The 25,420-nt window shown below is 65.0% G+C and carries 18 protein-coding genes; 1 reads left to right on the top strand and 17 read right to left on the bottom strand.

Annotation, left to right across the window (positions count from 1 at the left end):
- The 4 genes from JMY24_RS26465 to JMY24_RS26450 form a co-directional block, all read right to left on the bottom strand.
- The coding region (locus JMY24_RS26465; RefSeq protein ID WP_201703208.1) for an anti-sigma factor family protein at positions 1 to 696 on the bottom strand (696 nt) is incomplete at its 3' end.
- A 182-nt stretch (positions 697 to 878) separates the two neighbouring features.
- The gene (locus JMY24_RS26460; RefSeq protein WP_201703213.1) at positions 879 to 1,961 is read right to left on the bottom strand and encodes a catalase family peroxidase; all 1,083 of its coding nucleotides are present in this window, start codon (positions 1,959 to 1,961) and stop codon (positions 879 to 881) included.
- 87 nt (positions 1,962 to 2,048) lie between these two features.
- A complete protein-coding gene (locus tag JMY24_RS26455) occupies positions 2,049 to 3,005 on the bottom strand; it encodes an anti-sigma factor family protein (protein WP_128598750.1) in 957 nt (318 codons plus the stop codon).
- The gene (locus tag JMY24_RS26450; RefSeq protein ID WP_128598751.1) at positions 3,002 to 3,556 is read right to left on the bottom strand and encodes an RNA polymerase sigma factor; all 555 of its coding nucleotides are present in this window, start codon (positions 3,554 to 3,556) and stop codon (positions 3,002 to 3,004) included. Before JMY24_RS26450 ends, JMY24_RS26455 begins: the two co-directional genes overlap by 4 nt.
- A 591-nt stretch (positions 3,557 to 4,147) precedes the next feature.
- On the opposite strand from JMY24_RS26450, the gene tssA reads away from it, so the two are divergent.
- On the top strand, positions 4,148 to 5,203 hold the full coding sequence (gene tssA / locus JMY24_RS26445) for a type VI secretion system protein TssA (protein WP_201703206.1): 1,056 nt from the start codon (positions 4,148 to 4,150) through the stop codon (positions 5,201 to 5,203).
- A gap of 27 nt (positions 5,204 to 5,230) precedes the next feature.
- Here the strand turns inward: tssA and JMY24_RS26440 are convergent, their stop codons facing one another.
- From JMY24_RS26440 to tssH, 13 genes are all read right to left on the bottom strand, one after another.
- Entirely contained in the window at positions 5,231 to 5,578 is a 348-nt protein-coding gene (locus JMY24_RS26440; RefSeq protein WP_201703214.1) for a hypothetical protein, read from the bottom strand.
- Between the two features lie 43 nt (positions 5,579 to 5,621).
- Entirely contained in the window at positions 5,622 to 8,276 is a 2,655-nt protein-coding gene (locus tag JMY24_RS26435; protein ID WP_201703204.1) for a serine/threonine-protein kinase, read from the bottom strand.
- A 10-nt stretch (positions 8,277 to 8,286) separates the two neighbouring features.
- A complete protein-coding gene (locus JMY24_RS26430; protein ID WP_201703203.1) occupies positions 8,287 to 9,006 on the bottom strand; it encodes a PP2C family protein-serine/threonine phosphatase in 720 nt (239 codons plus the stop codon).
- Complete coding sequence (tagF, locus tag JMY24_RS26425) at positions 9,003 to 10,451, bottom strand: type VI secretion system-associated protein TagF (RefSeq protein ID WP_201703202.1); 1,449 nt, start codon at positions 10,449 to 10,451, stop codon at positions 9,003 to 9,005. The genes JMY24_RS26430 and tagF overlap by 4 nt, the downstream gene beginning before the upstream one ends.
- Complete coding sequence (gene tssM / locus JMY24_RS26420; RefSeq protein ID WP_128598693.1) at positions 10,448 to 14,035, bottom strand: type VI secretion system membrane subunit TssM; 3,588 nt, start codon at positions 14,033 to 14,035, stop codon at positions 10,448 to 10,450. Before tssM ends, tagF begins: the two co-directional genes overlap by 4 nt.
- A 4-nt stretch (positions 14,036 to 14,039) precedes the next feature.
- Positions 14,040 to 15,407 carry a type IVB secretion system protein IcmH/DotU gene (icmH, locus tag JMY24_RS26415; protein WP_201703201.1) on the bottom strand — a complete coding sequence of 456 codons (1,368 nt, stop codon included), beginning with the start codon at positions 15,405 to 15,407 and terminating at the stop codon, positions 14,040 to 14,042.
- The gene (gene tssK / locus JMY24_RS26410; protein ID WP_128598703.1) at positions 15,404 to 16,741 is read right to left on the bottom strand and encodes a type VI secretion system baseplate subunit TssK; all 1,338 of its coding nucleotides are present in this window, start codon (positions 16,739 to 16,741) and stop codon (positions 15,404 to 15,406) included. The genes icmH and tssK overlap by 4 nt, the downstream gene beginning before the upstream one ends.
- A gap of 68 nt (positions 16,742 to 16,809) precedes the next feature.
- Positions 16,810 to 18,345: a type VI secretion system-associated FHA domain protein TagH gene (tagH, locus tag JMY24_RS26405; protein WP_128598702.1), complete on the bottom strand. Its 1,536-nt coding sequence runs from the start codon at positions 18,343 to 18,345 to the stop codon at positions 16,810 to 16,812.
- Complete coding sequence (locus JMY24_RS26400; protein WP_201703200.1) at positions 18,342 to 18,890, bottom strand: DUF6931 family protein; 549 nt, start codon at positions 18,888 to 18,890, stop codon at positions 18,342 to 18,344. Before JMY24_RS26400 ends, tagH begins: the two co-directional genes overlap by 4 nt.
- Positions 18,887 to 20,779 carry a type VI secretion system tip protein TssI/VgrG gene (gene tssI / locus JMY24_RS26395; RefSeq protein ID WP_236597511.1) on the bottom strand — a complete coding sequence of 631 codons (1,893 nt, stop codon included), beginning with the start codon at positions 20,777 to 20,779 and terminating at the stop codon, positions 18,887 to 18,889. The genes JMY24_RS26400 and tssI overlap by 4 nt, the downstream gene beginning before the upstream one ends.
- A 116-nt stretch (positions 20,780 to 20,895) precedes the next feature.
- Complete coding sequence (locus JMY24_RS26390; RefSeq protein WP_128594378.1) at positions 20,896 to 21,507, bottom strand: YopT-type cysteine protease domain-containing protein; 612 nt, start codon at positions 21,505 to 21,507, stop codon at positions 20,896 to 20,898.
- A 56-nt stretch (positions 21,508 to 21,563) separates the two neighbouring features.
- Entirely contained in the window at positions 21,564 to 22,604 is a 1,041-nt protein-coding gene (locus tag JMY24_RS26385) for a TcdA/TcdB catalytic glycosyltransferase domain-containing protein (protein ID WP_128594379.1), read from the bottom strand.
- Between the two features lie 64 nt (positions 22,605 to 22,668).
- The gene (tssH, locus tag JMY24_RS26380) at positions 22,669 to 25,380 is read right to left on the bottom strand and encodes a type VI secretion system ATPase TssH (RefSeq protein ID WP_128594380.1); all 2,712 of its coding nucleotides are present in this window, start codon (positions 25,378 to 25,380) and stop codon (positions 22,669 to 22,671) included.
- Positions 25,381 to 25,420 lie beyond the last annotated feature (40 nt).

Raw genomic sequence — 25,420 nt, 5'->3', positions numbered from 1 at the left:
GGACTGATCCGGGCGCGAGTCTTTCATCACGCAAAGCGCGACCGGTGTGCCGTGCTCGGGAAGATAAACCATCTGTATCAGCGGCTTGCCGTTGTAGCGCAAACGCTCGACCGATTTAAACGTCATCCCTGCCCGACGCAGATCCGGCATGCGCAGTCTGATGCCGTCGTCCTCGCGAATCGCGGCAACGGTATTGGCCAACTTGGTGGGATCGGGCGTGAGATTGGCGACGGTGTCGCGCGTGTAGAGTTGCTGGTAATCGGCGGCCACACCCATCCAGGACGGCACACCCGTGGACGCGACCGTTGCGGCGTGATTGCCCGATGTTCCAGGCCAGCCGCCAAGCTGTTGCACCAGCCCGGCACAAAACGCTCCGGCGACGAACGCAGCTGCAAGCCACATACGCGGCCACAAGTGCGGCGACATACGCGACTGCGAACGCCGCGTGCTTTCTGCTGCGGGTTTATTCTGCGCGTCGGCCGCCATTGCTTCGATGCGAAGCCGAAGTTCGTCGGGTAGCGGCGGCAATTTCTGCGCCGCGAACGCTTCGCGATACGGCAGACGCGAGGCGCGCAGCAATTCGACGCTGTCACGCAAATCGGCGGACTCGGCCAGCGCACGTTCGACCGACTCGGCCTGCGAAGCGCTGAGTTCGCCGTCGGCATACGCGATCAGTTGGCTGTCGTCGAGTTTCATTGGACGATAGGCTAAAAAAGTGGTGGACGCCCGATTGGATCGCAACTGGGCCGGAACGAAGACTCGCTTGCCCACAGACCTCCATGATAACCGCAGTCGCCCCTTCCCCGAACGCGCTCCGGCATGGACCAGAGCGCCTGTTCATCGCGGGGGAGCCATTCCGGATCGCACGTGCCGCGTCTTCAATGTGCACTGGCGCGTGCCGCTGCGGCCTCTTCCTGCACACGGCGCAGGAACGACACGCTATATGCAGCCGAACGCGCGGCGAGTAGCGGATCGGATGATGGTGCGATGCCGTCCGGCAGGATCGTCGGATCGAATACAACATCGCGGCACGGACCGTCGATCTGAGTTTGCGCGCGCTCGATCACCACTGTGCCCACATCGATTCGAAGCCGGCCAGGCGAACGCGACCATTCCCGGGTTGAATCGTCGAGCGGGTCGCCGTTCTGCGCGACATCGAGCGTGAGATGCCAGCGCAGCGGGCCGATGGCAAGCTGCGTCGTCAGATCGTAGGACAGGAAGTCGGGATCGCGCTGGTCTCGTGTATCGACGGGGCGGTACGGATGCTCCGGCACCACCTTCCAGCGCACGAAGCGCCGCACGCCGTGCGCATCGGTGACGCGGAACGCGCTGATGCCGTAGTACGTCGCATTGTCATAGCCGGACGATGGCGGATGCCCGTCGACGTAGCGGTCGAACGCGCGCGCTTCGGGATGGCCGTCGAGAAACGCCTGCATTTTCACTGGGTCCGCGTGACCTGTGCGCGGATCGCGCGCCCCGGCTTGCAGTTGCTCGAACAAGGCCTCCGGCGTGCGCACCGCGAAGATCGGCGTCGAATTCATTGCAAGACGCCAGTCCTCGCCGTGCGGTAGCGTCATGCGCAATGCGAAGCTGCGCACCATGCCAGTGGCGTCGTCGCGCGTGGGATCGCTGCCGGGCATCGACAGGCGTCCAACCAGCGGATAAGTGCCGCGCGCGAACGCGCTCGCCCGCGACAACAACTCGCCGGCGCCATTGCTTTCGAAATGCCCGCTCACGCAGACTCCCTTCGCGTGATTACGCCTGAAACCGGGATGCGGCCCGGTCATTGCCTCGAATGCGTCGACGATGCGCGGCGGGCTCAGCCGCGCTGAAAACCACCCGCCGCACCAGACGAAGAGAACCACGAGTAGCGCGGGCGCGCCGAGTACGACGCTCCAGCGCAGTGCGAGATCGAAACCCCGAGCGCGCGCCGGCACCTCCCGCGAGCGCCCGGATTTCATGGGCATGACGCGGCAACCGCGAGTGGTCGTTCAGTTAGAATCGCGGCCACACGAACAGCCCGGTACATCTGATCGGCAGCGGCTCGCTCAGGCGCGGCGACCATTGCCACCCATGCCGTTATCGCTGATGGTGGCCGCGACCTGGCCGCCGTAAAGCTGCTTGCCCAGCGCATCGAGATCGACCGCGCCAGGTTCGCCGATCAACGCGTAACCAAGCTCGCCGCGCCGCCACGCCACCACATCCATGCCGGAGACGCTGCCCCTCGACGGCGCCGCGTCCGCCTTCGCTTCTCTCAGCACACATAGCGCGACCGGCTTGCCCTTCATCGGCAGATAGACGATCTGCACCAGCGGTTTGTCGTGAAAGCGCAGCCGCTGCACACGCTTGAACATGAGACCCTGGCTGCGCAGATCGGGAATCCGCACCGGCAGATTGTCGGCCTGGTTGATATCCGCGACGGTGCTGGCCGTCGCGTTCATATCCGGTTGAATTTGCGCGACAGTGTCACGCGTGTAGAGCTGTTGATAACCGGCCGCGGCCTTGATCCAGGGCGTCATGCCGGAGTTGTCGGCGGCCGTCGTCATGCTGCTGTCGCCGCCGGCGAATTGCGGCACGAGATGCAGTGCGAGGCCGCAGCAGAATGCGCCCGCGACGAACGCCACCGCGAGCTTCGGCCACGACAACCGTGGCAACGTGCGCGCGCGAGGCTTCAGACGGTGCACGTTTTCGCCGAGCGGCTCGGTATCGTCACCGGGCTCGTCCGCGCTCATGTCGGACTGCATGGATGCGGACGCCGCCGGCGCGGACGCGTTCGCCAGATGCTGGCGAATCAGCGCATCGACATTGCGGCTGAGCGACTCGGGTATCGGCGGCAACGACTGCAATGCGAACGCATCCTGATACGGCAAGTCGGATGCGCGCAGCAGCGACACGCGTGAGGCGAGTTCCTCGGACTCCTGAATCGCTCTCTCGACCCTGGCACGCTCGTCCGCAGACAACTCTCCGTCGACGTAGGCCAACAGGCTGGCGTCATCGATCTTCATTGGGTGGCTCGCTGGGTTTTGGGTGCGCGCGTGGCCGCGGGCTCACGCTCGCCGAACTGGGCACCGATGGTCTGCCGCGCGCGGGACAGGCGGCTCATGATCGTGCCGATCGGCACGCCGAGTACTTCGGCGGCTTCACCGTAACTCAATCCCTCCACCGCGACCAGCAGCATCACGATCCGCTGCGCTTCCGGCAGACGTTCCACTGCAGCGAGGATTTCGCTGCTCATCAAAGTCGATTCGGGATTGCGCGCACCGGGATCGGGCACGGTTTCCAGAAAATTGTCGTCCCACTCCATGCTCGAACGGCTGCGCACGCTGCGCGCGCGCAGCTCATTGATCCACGTGGAATGAACAATGGAGAACATCCAGCTCAGCGGTGAGGTGCCCGGCTGCAATTGATCAGCACGCTCGAGTCCGCGCACACAGGCACGCTGAAGCACGTCTTCGGCGTCGTGCTGATTTCCGCACAGGCGAAGGGAGAATGCCCAGAGCCGCGGCAGCATGCCCGGCAATAGAGCGGGCAGATTCTCGACATCTGCTGTTGACATGATTGACTGGCTGAAAGCGGCGTTGCGGCCGGCGCGCCGGCCGGAAACTGGCCGTGACTGCGCGATCAAGGAGGATTGCGGATTGTACAGCGTACGTTAAACGTTTGCTCATTGCCACCATGCCTGCCCAGTACGGGACGAGCACAGTTTTTCGTATCACGCCGTACATCTTCTCGTGGCAGCGACTTGCGGCCCTGTCACCACGCAGTATCGCGCGGCGCGTGCATGCATCCATGCAAAAGTGTAAGCAGATGCCAGCGCCGTCGGCGCATCGAATTGTGAACAACTAAACAAGCCGCCCCGACAAACTAAACAGATCGAAACAGCATCCCGAACCCCCTCTTTCGAACCCCCTATTTCGAGTTCCCTATTCCACGCTCATATGCAACGACGCCTCCTGTTTCGCCCTGGAATAGTTCAGCGCCTTCAGGTGTTCTGTGGATGAAGGCGCTTAGCGTGCAGATCGTGCGACGACCGGCGACTCAACCGCTCGCTGTCCGTCCGTCCGGCCGGCTGATATCGCCAGCGGCCAAGCAAGCTGCCGCAACCATCCCCTTGTCATCCGCCTGTCACCTATATGTCCAAGCCGCAATGAACGAATCCGACACGACCGATCCCCTGCTCGCCCCCATCGACGACGCTGCGCCCACGGGTCCGAACCTCGAATACGATCCGGAATTCATCGAGCTGGAACGGATCGCCATGCCGACGCCCGAGCGCGCCATGGGCGACAGCCTGAAGGCCGCGCAGGAACCCGACTGGGACAAGGTCGCGAACGCCGCCGAATCGCTGCTCGCCCGCACCAAGGATTTGCGCGTGGCCGTCCATCTTTGCGCAGCACGCACGCGCCAGCAGGGGCTCGCGGGCTGGGCCGCCGGCCTCGCGCTGGTGCGCGGCCTGCTCGAACGGTACTGGGACGACGCGCATCCCCAACTCGATGCCGACGACAACAACGACCCGACCGCCCGCGCCAACGCGCTCATGCCGCTCGCCGATCCGCGAAGTGCGCTCGGCTGTTTGCGGAGCACGCCATTCGTCCAGTCGCCGCGGCTTGGGCGTTTTTCGCTGCGCGATCTGCACGTCGCGACCGGCGCGATAGTGGCCGCGTCTTCAGCGGACGGCACTCCGCCTCCGACGCTTGTCGATCTCGAAGCGTGCTGCATGGACTGCGCCGACGATCAGTTGCCGACGGCGTCGGCACTACTGGGCGCCGCACACGACCACGCGCAGGCAATCGCCGGCTTGCTGCAAGAGCGCTTGCGCACGGCCAGTCCCGATATGAGCAACCTCTGCGGCGATATCGAGGAACTGAAGAAGTTCGTCGACGCACAATTGATCCGGCGCTTTCCTGATCTCGAGCACAACGCCCTAACTGAAACCGCGCAGGATAGCGACGGCAGCGCGGCGGGTCCGGCGCTCGCGCCCGCACAAATCGCGCACGGCAAAATCGCAAATCACGACGACGTAATCCGCCGGCTCGACGACATTTGCGAGTACTACGAACGCGTCGAACCGTCGAGCCCGCTGCCGGTTCTACTCAGGCGCGCGCGGCGTCTGGTCGGCAAGAGTTTCGCCGACGTGCTGCGCGATGTCGCGCCGGGCGGACTGTCGGAACTTCAGATGCTGGCCGGGCCGGACAGCGAATAAAGCTGGATCGAGCACCGTCACGTTCGTTCACGCGCCCATCGTGAACCAGCACAACACGGCGGCGCAAGCGAGCACGCCAAGCGCGAAGGCGCAGGCGGCGACGCGCCGCACAACCGTTCGACGACTCCGTGTTCCGTGCGCATCACTCCTGCGCGCACCATCGCGACGCGGCGCGGTGCCGTCCGCCGCCGTCGCATCGGTCTGCGGCACTGCGCGTCGCACCGTATCGCGCCCGACTCGTTCCGTCGCATCGCGCAGCGATTCGAGCAGGCGGCGCCGGCGCTCACGGTAATCACCGCGTTCGATACGGCACAGCCGATGCATTTCATCGAGCACACGCAATGCGTCGTTGACCTGCTGCTCGCGCACGCTCATCTCGACTCCTTCATCGCTCCCGGTCCGCGTCATAGTCCATCGCTCATCGGGCCACCGCCTGGTCGCCGGCATTCAATGCCGTCGCGCCGGATGCCTCGTCTTCCACTTGCGCCTTGATCTGATCCAGCACCATGCTCAAGCCGCCTTGCGGCAACGCCTTCGTGCCGCCAATATCGCGCTCCAACTGGCGCATGGCCTCGGGATCGGTGTCGCGCGCGGCGGTGAAACGCGCTCGTAGCGCCTGCAGATCGGGATCGGCCATCGGCTTGCCACGCGCATCCAGAATCGCCGCAGCGAGCCGGTAGCGTTGTGCCGCGTCGCCAAGCCGCGGATCGCCCGGCATCGCTTCGGCGCCCTGCGACGCGACCCGCGCCGCGTCCGTCAAAGCGCCGCTGCGGCTGAACGCTCGCGCATTGCCGAGATAGGCATCGGCGACGAGTTGTGGACCCGCGCTGGCCAGAAACGCGTTATCGGGCTGGAGCGTGCGCAGCCGGTTCAGCGCTGCGAGCGCCCGTGCGCCGTCGTTCGCAGCGGCGGCGAGGCGCAGCGCGTCGATCTGTGCGGCCGCATCGCCGCTCGCGATCTGCTGATCGATACGTTGCTGCTGCAACAGCAGGAGCATGCGGTCGCGCTGCGCCTCGAGCCCCGGCGAATGCGGCGCGTAGCGCAAGCCGACCTCGATCAGATCGAGCATCTGATGCGACCGCGGCGGCTCGCTCACCTGCGCCGCCACGTTGACGATGCCGTCCGCCAGCACTTCGATCGCCTTGCCGGTTTCCGGCGCGTCATCGCCTTGCAGAGCCGCCATCGCACTGGAGAGCGAGTTGAGCCACGGCTTCGCAGTGGACGGATTAGCCGCCAGTTCGCTCAACGCGCGGCGCGCATCGGACACGCTCAGTGTGGCGGCACGCGGCCCAGGATGCGCGGCGGCGCTTGCAATTGCGGCATCCAGCTGAGCACGACGCCGCTGCAAACGCGCCGCATCCGGGAACAACTGCGAAGCCAGCGCGAGGCGTGCGCGTGCTTCATCGAATTTGCCGAAATCGATCGACTGTCCGATCGCGGCGTCGTATTTGAGTTCGAGCCTCGTGCTTCTGATGAGCGCGCTGCCGGGATCGAGCAGACGGATGCGGTGCAGGATATCCGCCGCGCTGCCCGGTTGATCTTCGAACAGGGCGTCGCGGTCCACCGCTTCGTCGAGACTGCCGCCGAGCCTCGCGAGCATGTCGGTGCGCTCATCCTCGATCTGTTTGCGGCGTGCGTCGAAGCCCGGTGAGAACAGCTTCAATTGCTCACGCACCTGGAATACATGCTGGACCGCCGCGTAATCAAAGCGGCCGAGCGGCGGGCTCCAGTAAGCGTCGAGCCGCCCGGCGAGAAAGCCCAGGATCGCGTCGTTCTGGTTTAGTACGAGACGCTCGCGGTCGCCCACGCCGAGCGTGGCGAGTGCCGCCATCGCCTGATCTTCGTTGGCATAACGGTGCGGATCGTTCACGGCGAAACGCGCACCGGTCATGTCCAGTCGACGTTGCCGGTAGTGATCGTGCAACGCCGTGCCGCCGGCCGCGCACGCCGCGACCGCGAGCAGACCAAGCAGATACGGCGCAAGCCGTTCACGCGGCCGCCTGCGGCGCAAACCGTCGACAAACGCGCCGACCGTCTGCAAGCGCGCCTCGCCGCGAAACGCGACCGCGTCGCACAGCGCGCGGTATTGACGGCGCGGCAGCGCTGCAATGGCCGGCGGCAGCGCGCCCTCGGCCATGGCGACGTCGGCGCTATGGCGGTCGAACGGGTGCCGGCCGGTGAGCAACTCGAACGCCACACAACCGAGCGCGTAGACGTCGTCGCGCGCGGTCGGCTCGGCGCCCTCGATCATTTCGAGGCTTGCGTAGGCCGGCGTCATCGCACCGAGCGTGCCGGCGTCGAAAACGGTCTGCTCGCCGGCCACGGCCGCGCCGACCTGGCCCGCGCGTGCAATGCCAAAGTCGAACACCTTGGGCACGCCGTCGCGGGTCACCATGACATTGCCCGGTTTGAAGTCCGAATGCACGATGCCGCTCGCATGCGCACGCTGCAACGCGCGCGCCATCCCTTGGATCAGCGGCCACGCCTCGCGAAACGGCATGCCCGATGGTCGCTCGCGAATCAGCGTGCGCAGATCGGTGCCGTCGATGTACTCCATCGTCATGAAGACGATCGTGCCATCCTTGTCGAAGTCGTAGACATGCACGATGTTGTCGTCGGCGAGACGTTGTGCACGGCGCGCCTCCCGTTGCAGTGCGATCAGCGAATCGGGATGGCGGCGGAACTCGTCGTTGAGCACCTTGACGGCGACGTACGGATCACGGTCACGCGCTTCGACCTTGCGCTCGTCACGCGCGAGATAGACGACGCCCATGCCGCCGCGTCCGAGTTCGCGTTCGAGCAGGAAACGTCCTTTCAGGAGCTTGCCGGGCGCCGCGTAATCGCCGCCCGGCGCTTGCGCGACGCGTTGCCAGCCATCACGCTCGCGGCTGTCGGAGAGCGTGCTGCCGCCCGCGCGACTGGCGGGTTTGACGACCGTGGCGTCGTCCCAGCGGGTGCCCGCGAAAGAGTCGGGCGCGTCGCGGCACGCGGACGGCGTGGGCGGCGCGTGCGGCGCGGGAGGCAACCGGGCAGGCACGCGATCCGACTTCGGATTTGTGTCGGAATGGGTCATCGGAAGATCTTCACTGGGCTTCGAGCCGCACGATCACGGCGGAAAGATTGTCGCGGGCGCGCCGCGCCAGCGAAAGTGCGAACAGGCGATCAACCTGTTGACGTGGGCCAAGCGGCTCGCGGCAGACGCTCGCCAGTTCGCAGTCGCTCAGTTCCTTGTTGATGCCGTCCGAGCACAACAGGAACTGCATGCCGGGACGGCTGCCGGCGACCGCCCAATCGATGTACAGCGTCTCCTCGACGCCGACCGCCCGCGTCAGCACGCCCGCACCGGCGGCCGAAGCCGAACGTCCGCCGAACTGCGTGATATCGGGCGGCTGCCCGTGCACGTGGTCGCGTGTCAGTTGCAGCAGCGCATCGTTTTCATGCACGTAGACACGGCTGTCGCCAACCCAGCCGCACAGGACGAAGGCCGGATCATGCACGAGCAGCGCGACAGTCGAACCGATCACGTCCACCTGCTGCGCGACAGCGGCGGCACGCAATTCGGCGTTCACCTGTTGCAGACCGTCCTCGATCGCGGTGATGAAGTCGTTCACGTCGCCCGGACGCTGCAACGCGCCGAGCCGCTCGACGATCAGCGTGCTTGCGTAGTCGCCGGCCGCGTGACCGCCGAGACCGTCGGCGACGACCCATAGGCCGAGATCGTCGCGCACGAGAATCGCGTCCTCGTTGCGGCGGCGCACGTTACCCGTTTCGGTGTGCCCGGCGGAGCGGCAGACTGTCGTCACGCCGCAACTCCCACGACAGCAAGCGGCCATTGCGCGCGTGCCGTACGCAGACCGGCGTGCAGTGCGAGATGCGCGCGGGCGTCGTCGCAGGTCGGCAAGGCGAGCGCCTGCTCAAGACAGTCGTGCGGCAGTTGCATGAGTTCGCGCGTCGCGAGGAGCAGCAGACGGTCACCGGGTTCGAGGCGCAGCGCGGCTTCGTCGCAATCAGGCTCGCCCGGCGTGCCGAGGCCGGGCATATCGAGCCACGCATCGCCGAACAGCAGGTCGTCGAATTCGCCGCCTGCGCCTACCGCGTGCTCGACGAACGGCGCGTGCAACTCGCCGCGCCGCCAGTGCCACAGCGCGGCAGCGCCGATCCGCAGCAAACGGGCTTGCGGACCGTCGAAGCGCACGACAATGGCCGCGCCGTTTTCACGGGCGGCGTGAGGCGCGCCGTGGTTCGCGTCGCGCAGTCGCGCATGCAGCGACATCAGCGCGGTGCGCAAGCTAGCCGTATCGTGGGCGGTGGCCCTCACGGTTTCGCGGATGCTTTGCGCGGCCAGACGGCGTGGATCGTGGGGGCCGTCGTCGGCGCTCAGGAGCAAGGTGCGGCCCTGATCGAGGCACAATAATGCGGCGCCCGGGTCGGCGCTGGCGGGCGCAGACTCGCCCGCTTCGATGTGCGATGCGGCGGTGCCGACGGATACCGCTTTTTCCGCGAGCCAGTCGTTCTGGGTGGTCTGCGTCGTGTGGTGCCATGAATTTATCGCCGGCGGCCGAACGTCAACCTCACCTGCCTGCATTCGACGCGCAGCCAGCAACGTCGCATGACTGCGCGGCAACCCACGCGTCGCGAGCAAGCGCGCTGCGCCTTCGGTCCACCACAGACACCATGGCCCCGGCCGCATGCCAAGCTCTCTCCACGCTTCACTCAACGCTTCACTCAACGCCGCACCGGTCACAAGCTCGCGCGGCAACTCCAGTTGCCACTGCCCGCTGTCCCATGACAGTTCGCTCCAGGTCGCCAACGACGCGCTCGCCTCCCCTTCCAGACGCGGCAGCGCTGCCACGTGCGCGTCGAATGTCTCGACGCTCATCGCCTGGTCCTGTGCGCTCCGGTAGACGCGGTCGAGCGCGTCGAACCACGCACTGTTGCCGGGAATGCGCGCGGAGCCGCCCGAACACGGCGCCGCCAGCACCATCGGAAACTCGCGGCCCAGCCGGTCCACCGCGGGCCCGGTGACACCGCACCACGCGCCGCTGCCGCACACCTGCGGCGGCATCACGAAACGCCACGCGGCACCCTGCCGCCACGCGTTCGCCCAATGCTCGCCCAACTCGCGGCGGCCGGTTTCAAGCGCGCGCTGAAAATGACGATCCCATGCTTCGACGAAGTCCGGCGGCAGCCGCCGTCTGACGAAATCTCCCGCGCCCGGCAACTTGCCGTAGAAACCGACGCCGTTCATCGCGGGCACCTGAAACGCCGCACGTCGTCGTTGAGGAACGGGTGACGCAGGCTCGCCGCCTGGAGCGGCAGCCGCACCGCGTGTCCGCCGAAGTCAAAGCTCGCAACAAAGCGCAGATCGCTCTGCTTCTGCAAATGTCCCGCGTCGAGCGCGTGGAAAAACGCCCAGTCGCCGTCGAAATGCAGTGGAGCGCCGAGCGGATGATTGGAACTGTCGAACGCGCTCAGCACCACATGGCCGGGTTGCGGGCCGGGCCACGCCATCACCGCGCTCGGTGCACTCGATGCGCCGTTCGCGCTGTAATCGTATTTCTGTCCGTCGATCTCGACGACCACCCGCGCAACCGACGCATCGAATTGCGGCGCGAGCAGTGTGAAACCGACATGCGCCTGCGCGCCGCTGCTGAAGAAAATCTGACGGATGTCGTCGGCGATTTGCGCGGCGGCCAGCACACTGTCCGGTCCCGGCGTCACGCCGGCCTTCCAGCGCCACGCGCGGCCGCCGGTATCGACCCGCTGTGCGAGCGTCGATTTGAAGAAACTGTCGAAGCGTCCGCCGTTGCCGAACAGCTCGGCGAAGTTCTGCACCGGAATATCCGTCGCGCCGCCCGGAACGAACGGATAGCGCCCATCGACGAAACTCGCGCAGTCGTTGCCCGCCGCCGCGTGGAACTGCCCGGCCAGCGCGGCACTGCTACCGCTCGCGATCAGCGCCGCGCTTCTGCCGGTCAGGCCGGCAATCAGGCCGGCCGCTTGAGGCGGCAATTGTTCGGCTTCCTGGCGTGCGGCCAGCACCGCGGTGTTGTTCTGCGCGGCGGGTTCGCTCAGGTCGTTCATGGTGAGCAAGGTCTTGCCGAGCTGATCGAGCACGCCGATGGTGTGATCGAGCGGCGTCGCGCCGGGCGTGCCCGTGCTCAACTGATCCAGCTGGGCGAAATGTTCTTCGATCGCGGCACCCGGCTGGCGGCTGCTGGCTGCATTGTCGCCATTCGTCGCGCCCGGCGTGATACCGGCCGGCACGGACACGCCCGCTGAGCGCAATTGGCCCCCGAGGCGAGTGCTCGATGCGCGGTTCACCGCGAAGTTCTCGCCGACCGCTTTCGCTTGCGAGCCCACCGCAGTCGCCACGTCGACACCGGACGCACCGCCGGGTTTCGCCGCGCCACGCAGCATGTCGCTGGTGTTGTCTCGCACCAGATTCAGCAGCGCCTTGAGCGGCGAACTCGGACCGGACAGTTTTGCCGCGAGCGCACTCGCGTCCTGAATGCTGGCGACAGGCTGCAGTCGCAGATCGGCGAGCAGCGCGTCCCAGTTACGAATGTAGTCCTGCTCGTACAACGTCAACACCTGCTGCTCATAGCGCGAACGGGCGAGCGGATCGACACGACCGGCGTCGAATACCCAGTAATCCTTCACAAAGTTATCGACGGACTGCCCGATCCCGCCATTTGCCTCTGAGGCGAAAGAGGGCCGCGTGAACAGCACGGGCAGCGGCTGCGACAACGGCGTTCCGCTCTTGCGGGCAAACACGTTGCCGAGCAATCCCAGCGATTGATCGAGCCGTACCGGAGATGCACCTGAGCGCCCAGCCTCGAGTTGCACGCTGCCGTAAATCAGCGTGGCGACATCGGCGGTTTTCAGCGTGGCGCGCGCCTGGCCGATCAGCGCATTGTCGAGCGGGAGCGCGCGCGGCTTTTGCGGATCGTTCACCCGCGCAGAGAAATGATTGTCGAGTGCTCTCGCGATCGCCGGATCCTGCGGAAACAGACGCTGCCATTCCAGACGCGCAAGCGCCGCGAGTTCGCCGGGGTCGAGATGCTGCGGCTGGCCGAGCATCAGATAGCCCTTCAGATAGTCATACAGCGCCTGCGGGTCGTTCGCGCTTGCACCCAGACCTTCACGAAAGCGAACACCGACGCCCGGCAGCAAGGTGCCGTCGCTTTCGCGCAGATACGCGCCGTGCGCCTGCGCGAAAAGCGCATGGCCTTGAAACAGCCCGAAGCGCATCAGCAACGGCACATGCTTGCGATACTGGCCCGCGACGTCCTGCGCGGCAGAGATGACTTCGAGCCGCGCCAGCGAGCGCGCGAAATACGACTTGAGATCCGGCGCGCCGGCCAGGGTATCGGCGGGCGGCAGGTCCTTCAACGCGCCCTGCACGTCCGCGACGAACGCGCGATTGCGCGCATAGCTCGTGGCGAAACCGGCGATCAGCAGCAGCGTGACTAGTGCGATGCCCGCATAGGCCGCCGCCTGCATCAGCAGCTTCTGTCGCTCCAGGCGCGGGTTCGTGCCGGCCAGGCCAGACTCGCGAAACAGCACTTCCTTTAACAGCCGCTCGACAAAATAGGTCCGCGGCTGTCCGGCGCCGACCTGCACGCGCGCGGCATCGACGCCGAACGTGCGCGCCACCGCGCCCAGCATCCGGTCGATCGGGGCGCCTTGCTGCGTGCCCGAGGTCAGATACGCACCGCGCAACAGCGGCGGCGTGCCGTATTCGTGGCGGCCGAACGCGCCTTCCACGAACTGCCGGGCGATCTCTCTAAACGCGCCGAGCTGCTGCGGAAAACTGAGTACGGCCGCTCGCCGGCTGCGGTCGCGTTCGGCGTGCAGACGCTCGATGAGCCTTGTATTGAGACGTTCGACCAGCAGATCGTATTCGCCTGCGAAACGACTGCACGCGCTGCCGTCGAGGCTCGCGTCGAGCGGAAACGTCGTGCCCCAAACCTGGCTGCGCAAGTCCGGCCCGAGGTCGTCGAAAAATTCGCCGAAGCCCGCCACCAGGTCGCACTTGGTGAACACCAGATACACGGGCACCGCCACCTTCAGATGCTGCGTGATTTCGTCCAGACGCCGACGCACCGCGCGAATGTGCCGGGCCCGCGTGTCGTCGCTAAAACTCAGCAGATCGGACACGCTCATCGTCACGATTACGCCGTTCAGCGGGCGGCGCCGGCGGTAGCGGCGCAGCAACGTCAGGAACGATTGCCATGCCGAAGCATCTGCGCTCGCATCCGAATCCTGCGTGGTATAGCGGCCCGCCGTGTCGAGAAAGACCGCTTCATCGGTGAACCACCAGTCGCAGTCGCGCGTGCCGCCGATCCCGCGCAGCGCCTCTTTGCCAAAACGCTCCGACAGCGGAAAGTCGAGACCGGAATTGTGCAGCAACGTGCTCTTGCCCGAACCCGGCGGCCCGATCACCACGTACCACGGAAGCGCGTACAGATTACGGCCGTTGCGCCGCGTCTTGCGCAAGGTGTCGACCGCCTCGCGAAAACGTTGTTGCAATTGCGCGCGCTCGGCACTCCCCGGCTCCCCGGCGGCGAGCCGCGCTTCCTGCCCGGCAAGTTCGCCCGAGAGTTGCGCCGTCTTGCGCTGCGCGCGCCATTGCTGCAGTTGCACGGCAAGCAACACGCTCAGCACCGTCGCGAGAATCAGCGCGAGCCGGGCGGCGGGACTCGCGAGCGGCTGATACTCGCCGATACCCAGATACGGGCCGCCAAGCCAGATCAGCGTGGCAATCAGCAGCAAGCCGATTGCAAGCACGAACCAGCGGGACTTCACCCAGGTTTTCAGTGTGTTCATGGGTTCAGTTCTCCGGGATGTACAGAATTTCCACGCGCCGGTTGCGTGCCCGGTTGGCCGGCAGGTTCGGCGGCGTAGCCAGCGGCTGCGAGGAGCCCGCGCCGTTCGCTTCGAGCCGGCGCGGATCGTCGAGACCCTGTGCGAGGACCGCCAGTGTGTTTTGTGCGCGTGCCGTCGAGAGCGCGAAGTTGTCCTTGAATTGCAGTGAGTGCACCGGTTGATCGTCGGTATGGCCGACCACGATGACGCGGCCCCGCACACGGTTTAGCGCGGCAGCGACCTGACGCAGCAACGGGATTTCGTCGGGCGCGAGATCGGCGCCACCGGACGGAAACAGTGCCCCCGCCGCGAGACGCACGGTGTCGCGACCGTCCGCCTGTTCGTCGACGCTCAGCGCGCCGGTCTGTTCGAGCGGCGCGAGCAGCGTCTTCAGGCTCCTGTCGGATGCTTTGGGCACGGCGGCGCTCTGCGGCGGCGGCGCGCTGTCGAGACCGATCGCGGCAAGCTGCGCGCTGACCGGCTCGCTCAACGCGTTGAGGCGCGTAAATAAAAACAGGAACGCACCCAGCACGATCACTGCCGACGCCGCCAGCGCGACCCACAGCGGCACGTGACGCATCACCGGATTGCGGCGATCTTCCACGCCGCGCCAGTGCGGCGCGAGTTCGGCGGCGGGCGCTTCGCGCAGTCCGCGTATGCGGCGGTACAGATCGTCCTGGATGTCGGCGAGACGGCCGAGGCCGCCCGGCTCCACGAGATAGCGTCCGCCGAATCCCAGCGCGAGGCAGATGTACATCAGTTCGATCAGATCGAGATGACGCGAAAAATCAGCACTCAGCCGGTCGAGAATCTGGAAGAACTTGGCGCCGCCATAGGTTTCGCCGTGGAACGTAACCAGCAGCGTCTTTTGCGCCCATCCGCTCGGGTCGCCCCACGGCGCGTTGTTGACGGCCTCGTCGAGCATCGTGCACAGCACGTAACGCGCGGCCATGACGGTTTGCGTGTTGATGCCCGCGTCCTGCGCATAGCGCTCGAAACTGCGTACTTGCGCGACCGCCTGTTCACGCAGCCGCGCGATGTCGGCGGGTGGCGTCACGCTATGCCGCAACTGCACCGTCAGCAGCAGCAGCGGATTGGCTGCGCGCACCAGCGCGTTGGCGACACCGCTCATGAAGTCGCCCAGTTCGGCGCGACGTGTGCCAGGCTCGGGATGGATCGAGGCGCCACGCGTCGAGGTGCTGGAAGACGCGCGCGGCGCCATGATGCGGGTTGCGTCGTCCGCTCCCGCACCCGCCGTCGCGTTGTCTCGCGGACGCAGCACAGTGGCGTCCACCGGCACCGTTCGATCGTCGTTGCGATGGCCCATATTCATGTCCGCACCGCCCAGCATTGCAGATCGAGGCCCGCAAAACCGCTGCCGAAATGCATCGCGATGCCGCCCGATGTTTTCAACATGCGCCACATCGCCGAATTGCGGTCGCATTCGAAGTAGACGAAGCCGGATGTGTACGGCAACTGACGCGGCGCGACGGCCATCGGCGACACACCGATGCCCGGTAATTGCAGATTGACCAGATCGCGAATCTTCTCGACCGGACCGATCTTCGATTGCGCGGGCAACTGGCGGCGCATATCTTCGGCTTTCATGTCGGCCTTGGCGGCGAGCACGAAGGTGGCCGTATCGAGCAACGTAGGATCGGGAACCACGCCGACCCACACGCCGTACTTACGCTGTTGCAGCGGAATCGGCACCGCGCTCTGTTCCAGTACCGCGCTCAGCGCGATTCGCAGCGCGGCGATCAGCGGCTCGAAACTCTCACGCAACCGTTCGTGCCGGTACGGCGGGAACGGTTGCACGCGCTTTCCCGGCGCGGTGAACGTGGCGAGTTCGCCGGCCAGTTCCAGCAGCAGACGGTAAAGCGCCTCCGGATGCAACAGCGGCGCGGCGGCCAGATGCGCGACGAGCGGTTGATAACGGTTGATGACCTGCAACATCAGGAAGTCGGCAATCTCTGCCGCGCCGCCACGATCCGTTTCGGCAACGCGGCCCGCCAGCGCTTCGCCGCGCTGATGCAGCAGACCGAGCAGCTCGGAGAGAAAGGTAACGAGACGCCCGGCGGCCTCGGTGTGCAACGCGGTTGGCATAAAGCCCTCGTCGAGTATCACGCGACGATCCGCGCGGCATTCGACCACTCGCGCCAACGGAATCTGCATCAAGCCTTCGGCCGGCTGCGAGTCAGGCAGCAGCCGCGTGCTCATGCCCGCTACTTCCAGGGTCGTGAGCCCTTCCATGCTGCCGGACGCGTCGCGCGCTTCGGTTTCGCGCACGCGATAGCGGTACAGTTCGTCGGCGGCGGAAGCGGCCCACGCGCTGTCGGGCTGCGTGGACGAGCGCAGCGGCAAGGTCAGATGCACGGTCTGATCGCGCCAGTTCGAATCGATGTCGAGCGGCGGCGGCAACGGCTCGTCGCCTGGCATCGAGAATGGTGTGCCGTCGGGAAACACCCCGCGCGCGCGCTTGATACCGAGCTTGCCGATCGCCAGCAGATCGGTTTCGAGTTCCAGTTCCTGGAAGCCCCACGCATACGGACGCAAGCCGCCCGCGCGCAATTCCACATAGCGCTCGAAATAGCGTTCCTGCTGCTGCATGTGCTGTGGCCGCAGAAACAGGCCTTCGCTCCATATGACTTTGTTGCTTTGGGTCATGGCTTATACGTCGATCGGGAGGGCTTTAAGCGTCGTCGTGTGAGCGGACGACGGTCGATTCGCGACGCTCAGTCGCGGCGGCTTTTCAGGCGCGCCAGTTGTTCTTCGTAAGCTCTCGCGAACTCGTCGCCGAACAGGCGCCGGAAACATTCGTCAGGATTTCTGGTGAGCGCGTCGAACTGCTCCTTGTAGCGCTCCCAATGGCGCGGCCGGCTGCCAAGCGACAAACGCCGCGCACCACCGCTCGCGGCGTCTTCGATACGTGCCGGGTCGAAATGCGCGAGCATCGACTGGAACGCGGAGCGCACACCGGCCAGCATCGCCATCTGGTGATTACGGATATCGGCGGCGGCGTCGTTGAGCGCCGCGCTGCCGGAAAGGAAGCCCTGGTCCGGCGGCGCGAACAGTTTCTTCACCGCTTCCTGCGCGGTCGGCGCGAACTTCAACGGGTTGTTCTCGGAGCGCTGGATCAGCGTGGCGGGCAGGCGAAAACTGTTCTTCAGTTCGGCGCGCGCGCGCAGCACGTCCATCATGGCGTCCACGGCGATGTGAAACATGTCGTTCAGTTCCGGCACCGCGGAAGACGTCGGGGCTGTCGCAGCGTGCGCCGGTTCAGGCGTCAGTGCATGTGCGGCGGCAAAAGCGGGCGCGGGTTCCGGTGGAGGTGTCGGCTTCTGCGGCAAGGGTTGCGGTGACGGCTCTTGCGCAGCCGGATTCGCAGGCGTCTGTTCAAGGGCAGGCTGCGGCGGCGCCTTCGCCGATGACCCGGATGCCGTCGTATCCGGCGGTGAAACAGGCAAAGCGCCTGGCGTGGCCGCATCGGGTACAGGCAAGGAATCGATCTCCTTCGGCCCGACGCGCGATACCACGCGGCTGCCTGTCGTATCCCAATCGTCGGGAAGAATCGGACCGCTCGGGCGCGCCGCTTCGACTTGCGGCGGACGGAAACGGTCGGACACCGCAGGCGTGTGATTCCACCCTTCGACGGGCGGCGGCGGTTGCTGTGCTTCATCCGCATACGACGACGGCGGATCGAACATTGCGAGCGGATCGAGACTTGCGCCTGGTGCGGCATCGGCAGCGCCGGGAATCAGCCCTTCGCCGTGGCCGGCGCTGCCCGGTGCGGCATCGCGCCGTGGCGCGAGCAGCAAACTCAGATCGAGCGTATCGATCGGTTTCGCGGAAACTTTAGCGGGCGCGGAAAGAGCGTCTGCGTGACCCGGCGCCGTGCTCGCCGCCGCTGATCCGCGATTGTCCAACGCGTTCCACTGCGTCGCCGCCTCACCCTTTAATCGCACGCCGATCTCGAACGTATCGATGTGCAAGCGGTCGCCATGCTTCAGCGCCGCGGGCTCGCCGCGCGTCAGCGACGTGCCGTTCAGCAGCATGCCGTTGGTGCTGCGGTCCTCGATGAAATAGAGGCCGTTCAGATAGCGCACCAGCGCATGCAGACGCGACACGCCTTCGGCGCCGAGCACCCAGTCGCATTCGTCGGACCGGCCGATACTGCCGTCGCGGCAATCGAACTCGTGCTCGCGGCGCGCACCGAGACGCTCGCCCCGTTCGCCTTGCACCGACAGGGTCAGGCTTTGCGCGCTGCTCATTGAACACCTCCGTCGATACTGTTAGGAACGCTCAGCAAGCCCAGCGCGTCGCGCACGAATGCGGTCCGGCGCGCGTCGACTTGCGCGGGAACCAGCGCGGCCATGTAGGTCGCGGCCGCCATGGCGGCGAGCGCGGTGAGATGTTCCGGCGGCGGAGTCGGCTGATCGCACCGGGGATTCAGGTTGCCGCCGGTCCAGCCGGCGGCGGCTGCCGACCACGCGCCGATGCTCCGGTAGCGGTGCGCGCCCGCGAACGACGCCGCGTTTGCGCGATGGACCTCGCGCGGATCGCGCACCCATGCCTCGGCCAGTGCGAGTCCTGCGCGGTCGTGTTCGCCAAGCGCCTGCCGGTTGCCGCACTGGCATACCCACGCCACGGCATATCGGCGTGGCAACAGGCGCGCGAGCAGGCTCAATGCGTCGGCGGCCAGCCCGTCGTCGAGCAGCGTTCGCACGGCCGTGTGCGACGCCATTGCAGGTCGCAGGCGCGCTTGCGCTGGCGCGGACATCCGCATCTGACGGGCGGCATCGAGGATCACGCTCATAACGGCAGAATCATCGGAGCGGCACCGCCAAGGATCGCCGTCGCCGTGCCGATCAATTGCAGGTTGGTGGACTGCACGAGGCAGTCGGCTTCGGACAGAATTTCCATCGCCGCAATCGAACTCACATTGAGATTGGCCTTCGAGTTGATCTCCATCGCGAGGCCGGAACTCATCGTCACGTTCATGTCGCCGTTGATGGTGATGCTGGTGCCCTGGATCGCGATCTCGCCGGAACTGTTCATCGTGATGCTTGCGAGCCCGGTGACGAGCTTGATCTGGTTGCCCGCGCTCAGCGTGTAGTTGTGCGCGACCTGCACGTTATGATCGTGCTCGGATTCTTCGAGCAAATCCTTCTGTGCGTGAATCAGCACCTGCTCGCCGCCTTTTTTATCCTCGAAGCGGATTTCGTTGTAGTCCTCGCTGCCGCCGCCCGCGTGACTGCGGCTTTTCACGCCGCTTTGCGTCTTGTTATCGGGCAGGCTGTACGGCGGCATGTTGTCCGCGTTGTAGACACTGCCGATGATCAGCGGCCGGTCCGGATTGCCGTCGAGAAAACTCACCACCACCTCCTGGCCCACGCGCGGAATGAACTGCGCGCCCCAGCGCTTGCCGGCCCACATCTGCGCGACGCGCACCGGACAGGAGTTCTGCGCGTTCGGCTTGCCCGGCCGGCTCCAGAAAAACGTGACCTGCACGCGGCCGTATTTGTCCACCGCGATGTCCTCGGGCGTGTCGCCGTAGACCACGGCTGTTTGCAAGCCCGCGATCACCGGACGCGGTGTCACGGCCATCGCGCGAAACGGTTGACGGCTGCGGATCGCCTTGAAGGAGCAACGAAACGGCTCCTGGTCGTCGTCCGCACCGCCGCCCGTCACGTAGTCCGGTTCGACCAGCCGCATCTCGGTCTCGATCACCAGGTATTCCTGGTTCGCCTCAGCGGTCGGAAAATCCTTCAGCCTGAACAGCGCGCCGGTCGTGAGACCGCATGCGTCCGTGTGGCCGGCGCTCGTGAAGAGCGGCACATTCAGCGCATCCGCACGCACCTGAGCGTATCGCTGACCGTCTGCGAGGCGCTGGTCGTGGCCGACGTACCCGTACGCATAGTCATACGCGTCGAGACCGCTCACGTTCGACGCCTCGTCCTTGTCGGTCAGCTCCTCCGTGGCGAGCAGCGACGCCTTCGGCTTCAGATAGTCGTAATCGTCGATCTGCACGCGCGTCGTGTTTAGCGAGCGCGCGGTTTCCCAGTCGCTGATCGATGCTTTCATGCGCTTACCGCGCTCGACCGGCGGCGCATAGGGAATCTGCTCGAAACCGGAGACCGCGGTGTGCGCGCCGAGAGCGTCGGCGAGCACCATGGTGTGCGTGCCGTCGGTGTGCGTGAAAAAGTAGTAAATGCCTTCCTGCTCCATCAAACGGCTGACGAAGTCGAAGTCGCTTTCGCGGTATTGCACACAGTAGTCGCGCGCCGGATAGCTCGCGCTGAGACTCGATTTCACGTCGCTGTAGCCGATCTCACCCAGCACCGATTGAACGATCTGCGGCACGCTCATGCTGCGGTAAATGCGGCAGTCGCGCCGGCGTGTCGACAGCCACGGCTTCGGTACCAGCACGAAGGTGTAGACCGCGTAACGCACGTTGTCGATATTGACGAAGCCGCCCTGCTCGCCCTCACAGACGATCCCGTTGAAATAGCGCGTATAGCCCTGCGGGGTGACGAGCTTGACGGTCATCGGTGTGCCGAGCAGCGCGCGCAGATCGACCGCCGCGTTCTTGCTGATCGCTTCGAGCCGGTACGAAAACAGCCGGCCGAGCGCCTCGGTCGCGCTCATGTTCGAAAACAGCAGACTGCTGCCGAGATTGGAGCTGAGTGTGATTGCGTGAGCCATGGAATGATTCGCGAGCGTTTGTCGATGTGCTTCACGACAAAGAACAGCCAGCCACCCCGATCTATTCCGTCAATGTTGCAAGTTCGGATCAAACGGCTCATGGACCGCCTGCGCCGTCACTCGTTGATCAGCCTCGTGATCTTCAGAAGCTTCACTTCCGTGACCTTGTAGCTGTCGAAGTTGTCCTTCAGCAGAGCCGGGAATTTCGGCGGCGCGCCGCTGGCATCGCCCGCATAAGTCCAGGTTCCATAGTTGGGATCGAACAGGGCCCAGACGTTGCGACATTTCGTGACCGCCATCGCGTGCCGGCCAATCGGACAGGCGAACACGATCATGCCGAAATAGTTGCCGTCAACGCTTGTCAACGCCGCAGTGATGCTCATCGCCTTTCTCAGCGACAGCATCCCCGCACCAGCGCCGATATTGGCATCGGCGTTCGTGTCGCGCACGCCGTCCAACCGGCCGAGCGAGAGCATGACAATTCCGTTCGAGAGGTTGCTGTCGTCCGAGCTGCCGCTCAGGAACTGATTGGCCCGGTTGGCGTGATCGATCAACGCCTCGTGTGCCGTCGTACCGTGCGTGATACCCAGTCCCGCGACACTCGGGCCACCCGAATAGCAGTCGCGCAACCATTTGACCGTGAGCCCCCAGCACGCGCCGGCCCGCAGCGAACTCGTCATGCCTTTCAGAAGATCGCCCTGCTTGAACACAAACGTCGGTTGTTCCATTGTTTCCTCGCTGTAGGAGTTGCTTTCGTATTCACGCGGCTAAACGGAGCGGCGCGTCAGAGCCAGTCGTGAAAGTAACCGTCTCTCACCTTGTGCATCGGGAAGTACCAGTTGTCCCGCATGAAGAGCGAGTCGCGCAGCTTCTGGTCCGCATCCTGTGACCGCATCTGCCCGTCCGCCATCGTGTCCCGGATCTTCTTGAACCCCGAACTCTCGGCGGCGGCCGTCGGCCCGGTCATCTTGATCGTCGAACCGCGCACGTCGTGCATGTATTGCATGCGCAACTCTTCCTTGCTCTTGAGCGCTTTGAAATTGCTGTGGATCAGCGACTTATACGACTTCAGCCCGCTGCTGCCGGCGTGCGCCGCAATGATCGAATTACTGATCGCCGGCTGCTGGTCGGTCGTGATGCTGTTTTTCCACCAGTCGTCGCTGCGCCAGTTCTGTTCGCTGACACCGTTGTGCCAGACAATGCTCACGGCGGAGAAACGCGGATAGGACTGGTGACAGATGAGTTCGCCCAGCGGGTTCACGCAACTGACGTCGGTATCGACATAGATGCCGCCGTGCTGGAGCAGGATCTCAATGCGCAGAATGTCGCTGGCCGACCCGAAATTGCCGCCGCGATTGACGAGTTCCTTGCGATAGATGGCGGCATTCTTTCCCATCTTCAGATCGCGTTGCACTTCCCGCAGCTTGATCCCGTTGGCGTTGCAAAAATTCATGATCGAGTTGATCTGCTGGACGCGCATGCCTTGCAAGGCTTCGCCCCGCAGATGCAGATACTGATCCAGATATTGGATCGTGGCGGCGTCTCCGCCATGCTTGCCCAGCGTGTCGGCGACCTCCTTCCATTTTTCCGCGGGGACCTTTGGATTCTTCACGTCATTGACGGGATTGCCTTGACTCTTTTCGTACCTGTATTGCGCGCTGACCTGGCGCCGCCGCTCACCGGTCAGCAACTGGTTGGCATCGATCCAGAGATTCACTTGCCAGTCGGGGTTCATTCTCGGGAACGTCACAATGCAATCGCGGTTTCGCTGCGGGATATCTCCACCGATCCAGATAATGTGGATGATCTTTGGAATCGCTTTCACGTTTGAACCTCCTGAAGACAGACTTGGATCTCGCTAGCTCGCTACGCCTGGCAGCGCTGCACATTCATCGAATGTGGTAGACGAAATCATTTTTCGCAACGCGCACGCGCACCCGTTCGAGGGTGCCCCCGTCGATCATGCGGATGAGAAATTCGCGGCTTATCGCCGGTAACATGGTGTTGGTGAGAATCGCATCGATCATCCGTCCGCCGGACTCGCTCTCGGTGCAGCGACTCACCACCAGCTTCACGACCGCTTCATCGTATTCAAATGGCACGTGGTAGCGTTCCTCCACGCGCCGCTTGATGCGATCCAGTTGCAGAATGACAATGCGCGCGAGCATTTCGCCGCTCAGCGGGAAGTATGGAATGGTCACCAGCCGGCCCAGTAGCGCGGGCGGAAATACCTCGAGCAACGGCTCGCGCAGCGCCCGTGTGAGCCCCTCGGCCGCAGGCATTGACTTGGCGTCCCTGCACAATCCGGCGATCAGATCGGTGCCGACATTCGTGGTCAGCAGAATCAACGTGTTGCGGAAGTTGATCGAGCGGCCTTCGCCGTCTTCCATCGCGCCTTTGTCGAACACCTGAAAAAACATCTCGTGCACATCGGGATGCGCTTTCTCGACTTCGTCGAGCAGCACGACCGAATACGGCTTGCGGCGCACCGCTTCGGTCAGCACGCCGCCTTCGCCGTATCCCACGTAACCGGGCGGCGCGCCCTTCAATGTCGAGACCGTATGCGCTTCCTGAAACTCGCTCATATTGATGGTGATGAGGTTGTGCTCGCCGCCATACAACGCCTCTGCCAGCGCGAGCGCGGTCTCGGTCTTGCCGACACCCGAGGTGCCCGCCAGCATGAACACGCCGATCGGCCGGTCCGGATTGTCGAGACCGGCGCGCGAGGTCTGAATGCGTTTCGCGATTGCCTCCATTGCGTGGTCCTGCCCGATCACGCGCTCACCGATCAGGCTCGCGAGATTCATCACCGTGCGCAGTTCGCTGCGGACCATTCGGCCGACCGGAATACCAGTCCAATCGGAAACCACCGACGCCACCGCCTGGTAATCGACGTTCGGCAGAATCAGCGGCGTCTCGCCTTGCAACTCGGCAAGTTGCGCCTGCAAGCGTTGCAACTCGGCGAGCACGCTGGCGCGCGTATCGTCGTCGAGCGCGGGCGCGGCCTGCACCGCCGCTTCGAGTTCGCTGCCCGTTCCTTCGACCGGCGCGATTTCACCGCGCAATTGCGCGCGCAGCGCGAGAACCTGCCCGACCAGCGCCTTTTCATCCGCCCAGGCCAGTTCGCGTTGCACGAGCCGCGCACGTTGCGTGTCGAGCGACGCAACGACCTGTGCCTCGCGCGCCGTCACCTCGACACCCACGCTCTTTTCGCGCTCGATGATGCGCTGCTCGGTCTCGAGCGCTTCGATCCGCTTCAACGTATCGTCGATCTCCGCCGGCACTGCGTGCTGGCTGATCGCCACGCGCGCACAGGCGGTGTCGAGCAGGCTCACCGACTTGTCGGGCAACTGGCGCGCCGGAATATAGCGATGCGAGAGTTTCACGGCCGCTTCGAGCGCCTCGTCGAGAATCTGCACGCGGTGGTGCTGTTCCAGCATGCTCGCCACACCGCGCATCATCAGGATGGCTTTTTCTTCCTCGGGTTCATCGACCGGCACCGTCTGGAAACGCCGCGTCAAAGCCGGATCTTTCTCGATGTGCTTGCGGTATTCCGCCCACGTGGTCGCGCCAATCGTGCGCAGATTGCCGCGCGCGAGCGCCGGCTTCAGCAGATTCGCCGCGTCGCCGGTGCCGGCCGCACCGCCCGCGCCGACCAGCGTGTGCGCTTCGTCGATAAACAGGATGACCGGCTTCGGCGATGCCTGCACCTCGTCGATCACCTGGCGCAGGCGGTTTTCGAACTCGCCTTTCATGCTGGCGCCGGCTTGCAATAGTCCGATGTCGAGCGTGCGCACCTGCACGTCCTTCAGCGCGGGCGGTACGTCGCCGCGCGCGATGCGCAGGGCGAAGCCTTCGACCACGGCCGTCTTGCCGACACCCGCCTCGCCGACCAGCATCGGATTGTTTTGCCGCCGCCGCATCAGAATATCGACCACTTGCCGGATCTCGCCATCACGGCCGACGATCGGATCGAGCTTGCCGTCGCGCGCCTGCGCGGTCAGATCGACGGTGAACTGCTGGAGCGCCTGTTGACGGCCCATTTGCGCGGGCGCAATGGCGCCGCTGCCCTCACCGGGCGCGGCGGTATCGACGCGAAAGCCGTCGCTGGCCTGCAAGCGGTCTTCAGGCGACCCCCCAACGATTTGCGCGAACCCGTCCGCGAGCGCCTCCGCCTTGACCTTCGCGAACTCGGCCGACAGCGCATGCAGCGCGTGACGCAAATGACGCGTGCGCAGCAGCCCGATCAGCAGATAGCCGGTGCGCACCTGCGCCTCGCCGAACATCAACGTCGCGAACACCCAGCCGCGTTCAACGGCTTCCTCGACCTCGGCGGACAGATCGGAAATCGTCGTGCTGCCGCGCGGCAGACGGTCGAGCGCTGCCGTCACGTCGCGCGCGAGACTGGACGGATTCAGGTCGAAGTGCCTGACGATCCGGTGCAGATCTGAATCCTGCAATTGCAGGATCTGATGGACCCAATGCGCGAGTTCGACGTACGGGTTGCCGCGCAGCTTGCAGAACACGGTGGCGCTTTCGATACCTCGATAAGCCACTGCATTGAGCTTGCCGAACAGGGCACTGCGGCTGATTTCGGCCATGATGTCAATCCTGTAGAGAGTGAGGCGACCGCCCGGCGGT

The sequence above is a fragment of the Paraburkholderia kirstenboschensis genome, from assembly GCF_904848585.1.
In the GTDB taxonomy this organism is placed as follows: domain Bacteria; phylum Pseudomonadota; class Gammaproteobacteria; order Burkholderiales; family Burkholderiaceae; genus Paraburkholderia; species Paraburkholderia kirstenboschensis.
The sequence above is the reverse complement of the archived record's forward strand: the minus strand, read 5'-3'. Positions and strand labels throughout refer to the sequence as shown.

Excerpts from the sequence above, each read along its gene's own strand:
- JMY24_RS26400 (WP_201703200.1), bottom strand. The coding sequence starts at position 18,890 with ATGAGCGTGATCCTCGATGCCGCCCGTCAGATGCGGATGTCCGCGCCA.
- JMY24_RS26450 (WP_128598751.1), bottom strand. The coding sequence starts at position 3,556 with ATGTCAACAGCAGATGTCGAGAATCTGCCCGCTCTATTGCCGGGCATG.
- tagH (WP_128598702.1), bottom strand. The coding sequence starts at position 18,345 with ATGAGCAGCGCGCAAAGCCTGACCCTGTCGGTGCAAGGCGAACGGGGC.
- icmH (WP_201703201.1), bottom strand. The coding sequence starts at position 15,407 with ATGAATATGGGCCATCGCAACGACGATCGAACGGTGCCGGTGGACGCC.
- JMY24_RS26440 (WP_201703214.1), bottom strand. The coding sequence starts at position 5,578 with ATGAGCGTGCGCGAGCAGCAGGTCAACGACGCATTGCGTGTGCTCGAT.
- tssA (WP_201703206.1), top strand. The coding sequence starts at position 4,148 with ATGAACGAATCCGACACGACCGATCCCCTGCTCGCCCCCATCGACGAC.
- JMY24_RS26390 (WP_128594378.1), bottom strand. The coding sequence starts at position 21,507 with ATGGAACAACCGACGTTTGTGTTCAAGCAGGGCGATCTTCTGAAAGGC.
- JMY24_RS26455 (WP_128598750.1), bottom strand. The coding sequence starts at position 3,005 with ATGAAGATCGATGACGCCAGCCTGTTGGCCTACGTCGACGGAGAGTTG.
- tssI (WP_236597511.1), bottom strand. The coding sequence starts at position 20,779 with ATGGCTCACGCAATCACACTCAGCTCCAATCTCGGCAGCAGTCTGCTG.
- JMY24_RS26435 (WP_201703204.1), bottom strand. The coding sequence starts at position 8,276 with ATGACCCATTCCGACACAAATCCGAAGTCGGATCGCGTGCCTGCCCGG.
- JMY24_RS26460 (WP_201703213.1), bottom strand. The coding sequence starts at position 1,961 with ATGAAATCCGGGCGCTCGCGGGAGGTGCCGGCGCGCGCTCGGGGTTTC.
- tssK (WP_128598703.1), bottom strand. The coding sequence starts at position 16,741 with ATGACCCAAAGCAACAAAGTCATATGGAGCGAAGGCCTGTTTCTGCGG.
- tssH (WP_128594380.1), bottom strand. The coding sequence starts at position 25,380 with ATGGCCGAAATCAGCCGCAGTGCCCTGTTCGGCAAGCTCAATGCAGTG.
- tagF (WP_201703202.1), bottom strand. The coding sequence starts at position 10,451 with ATGAACGGCGTCGGTTTCTACGGCAAGTTGCCGGGCGCGGGAGATTTC.
- tssM (WP_128598693.1), bottom strand. The coding sequence starts at position 14,035 with ATGAACACACTGAAAACCTGGGTGAAGTCCCGCTGGTTCGTGCTTGCA.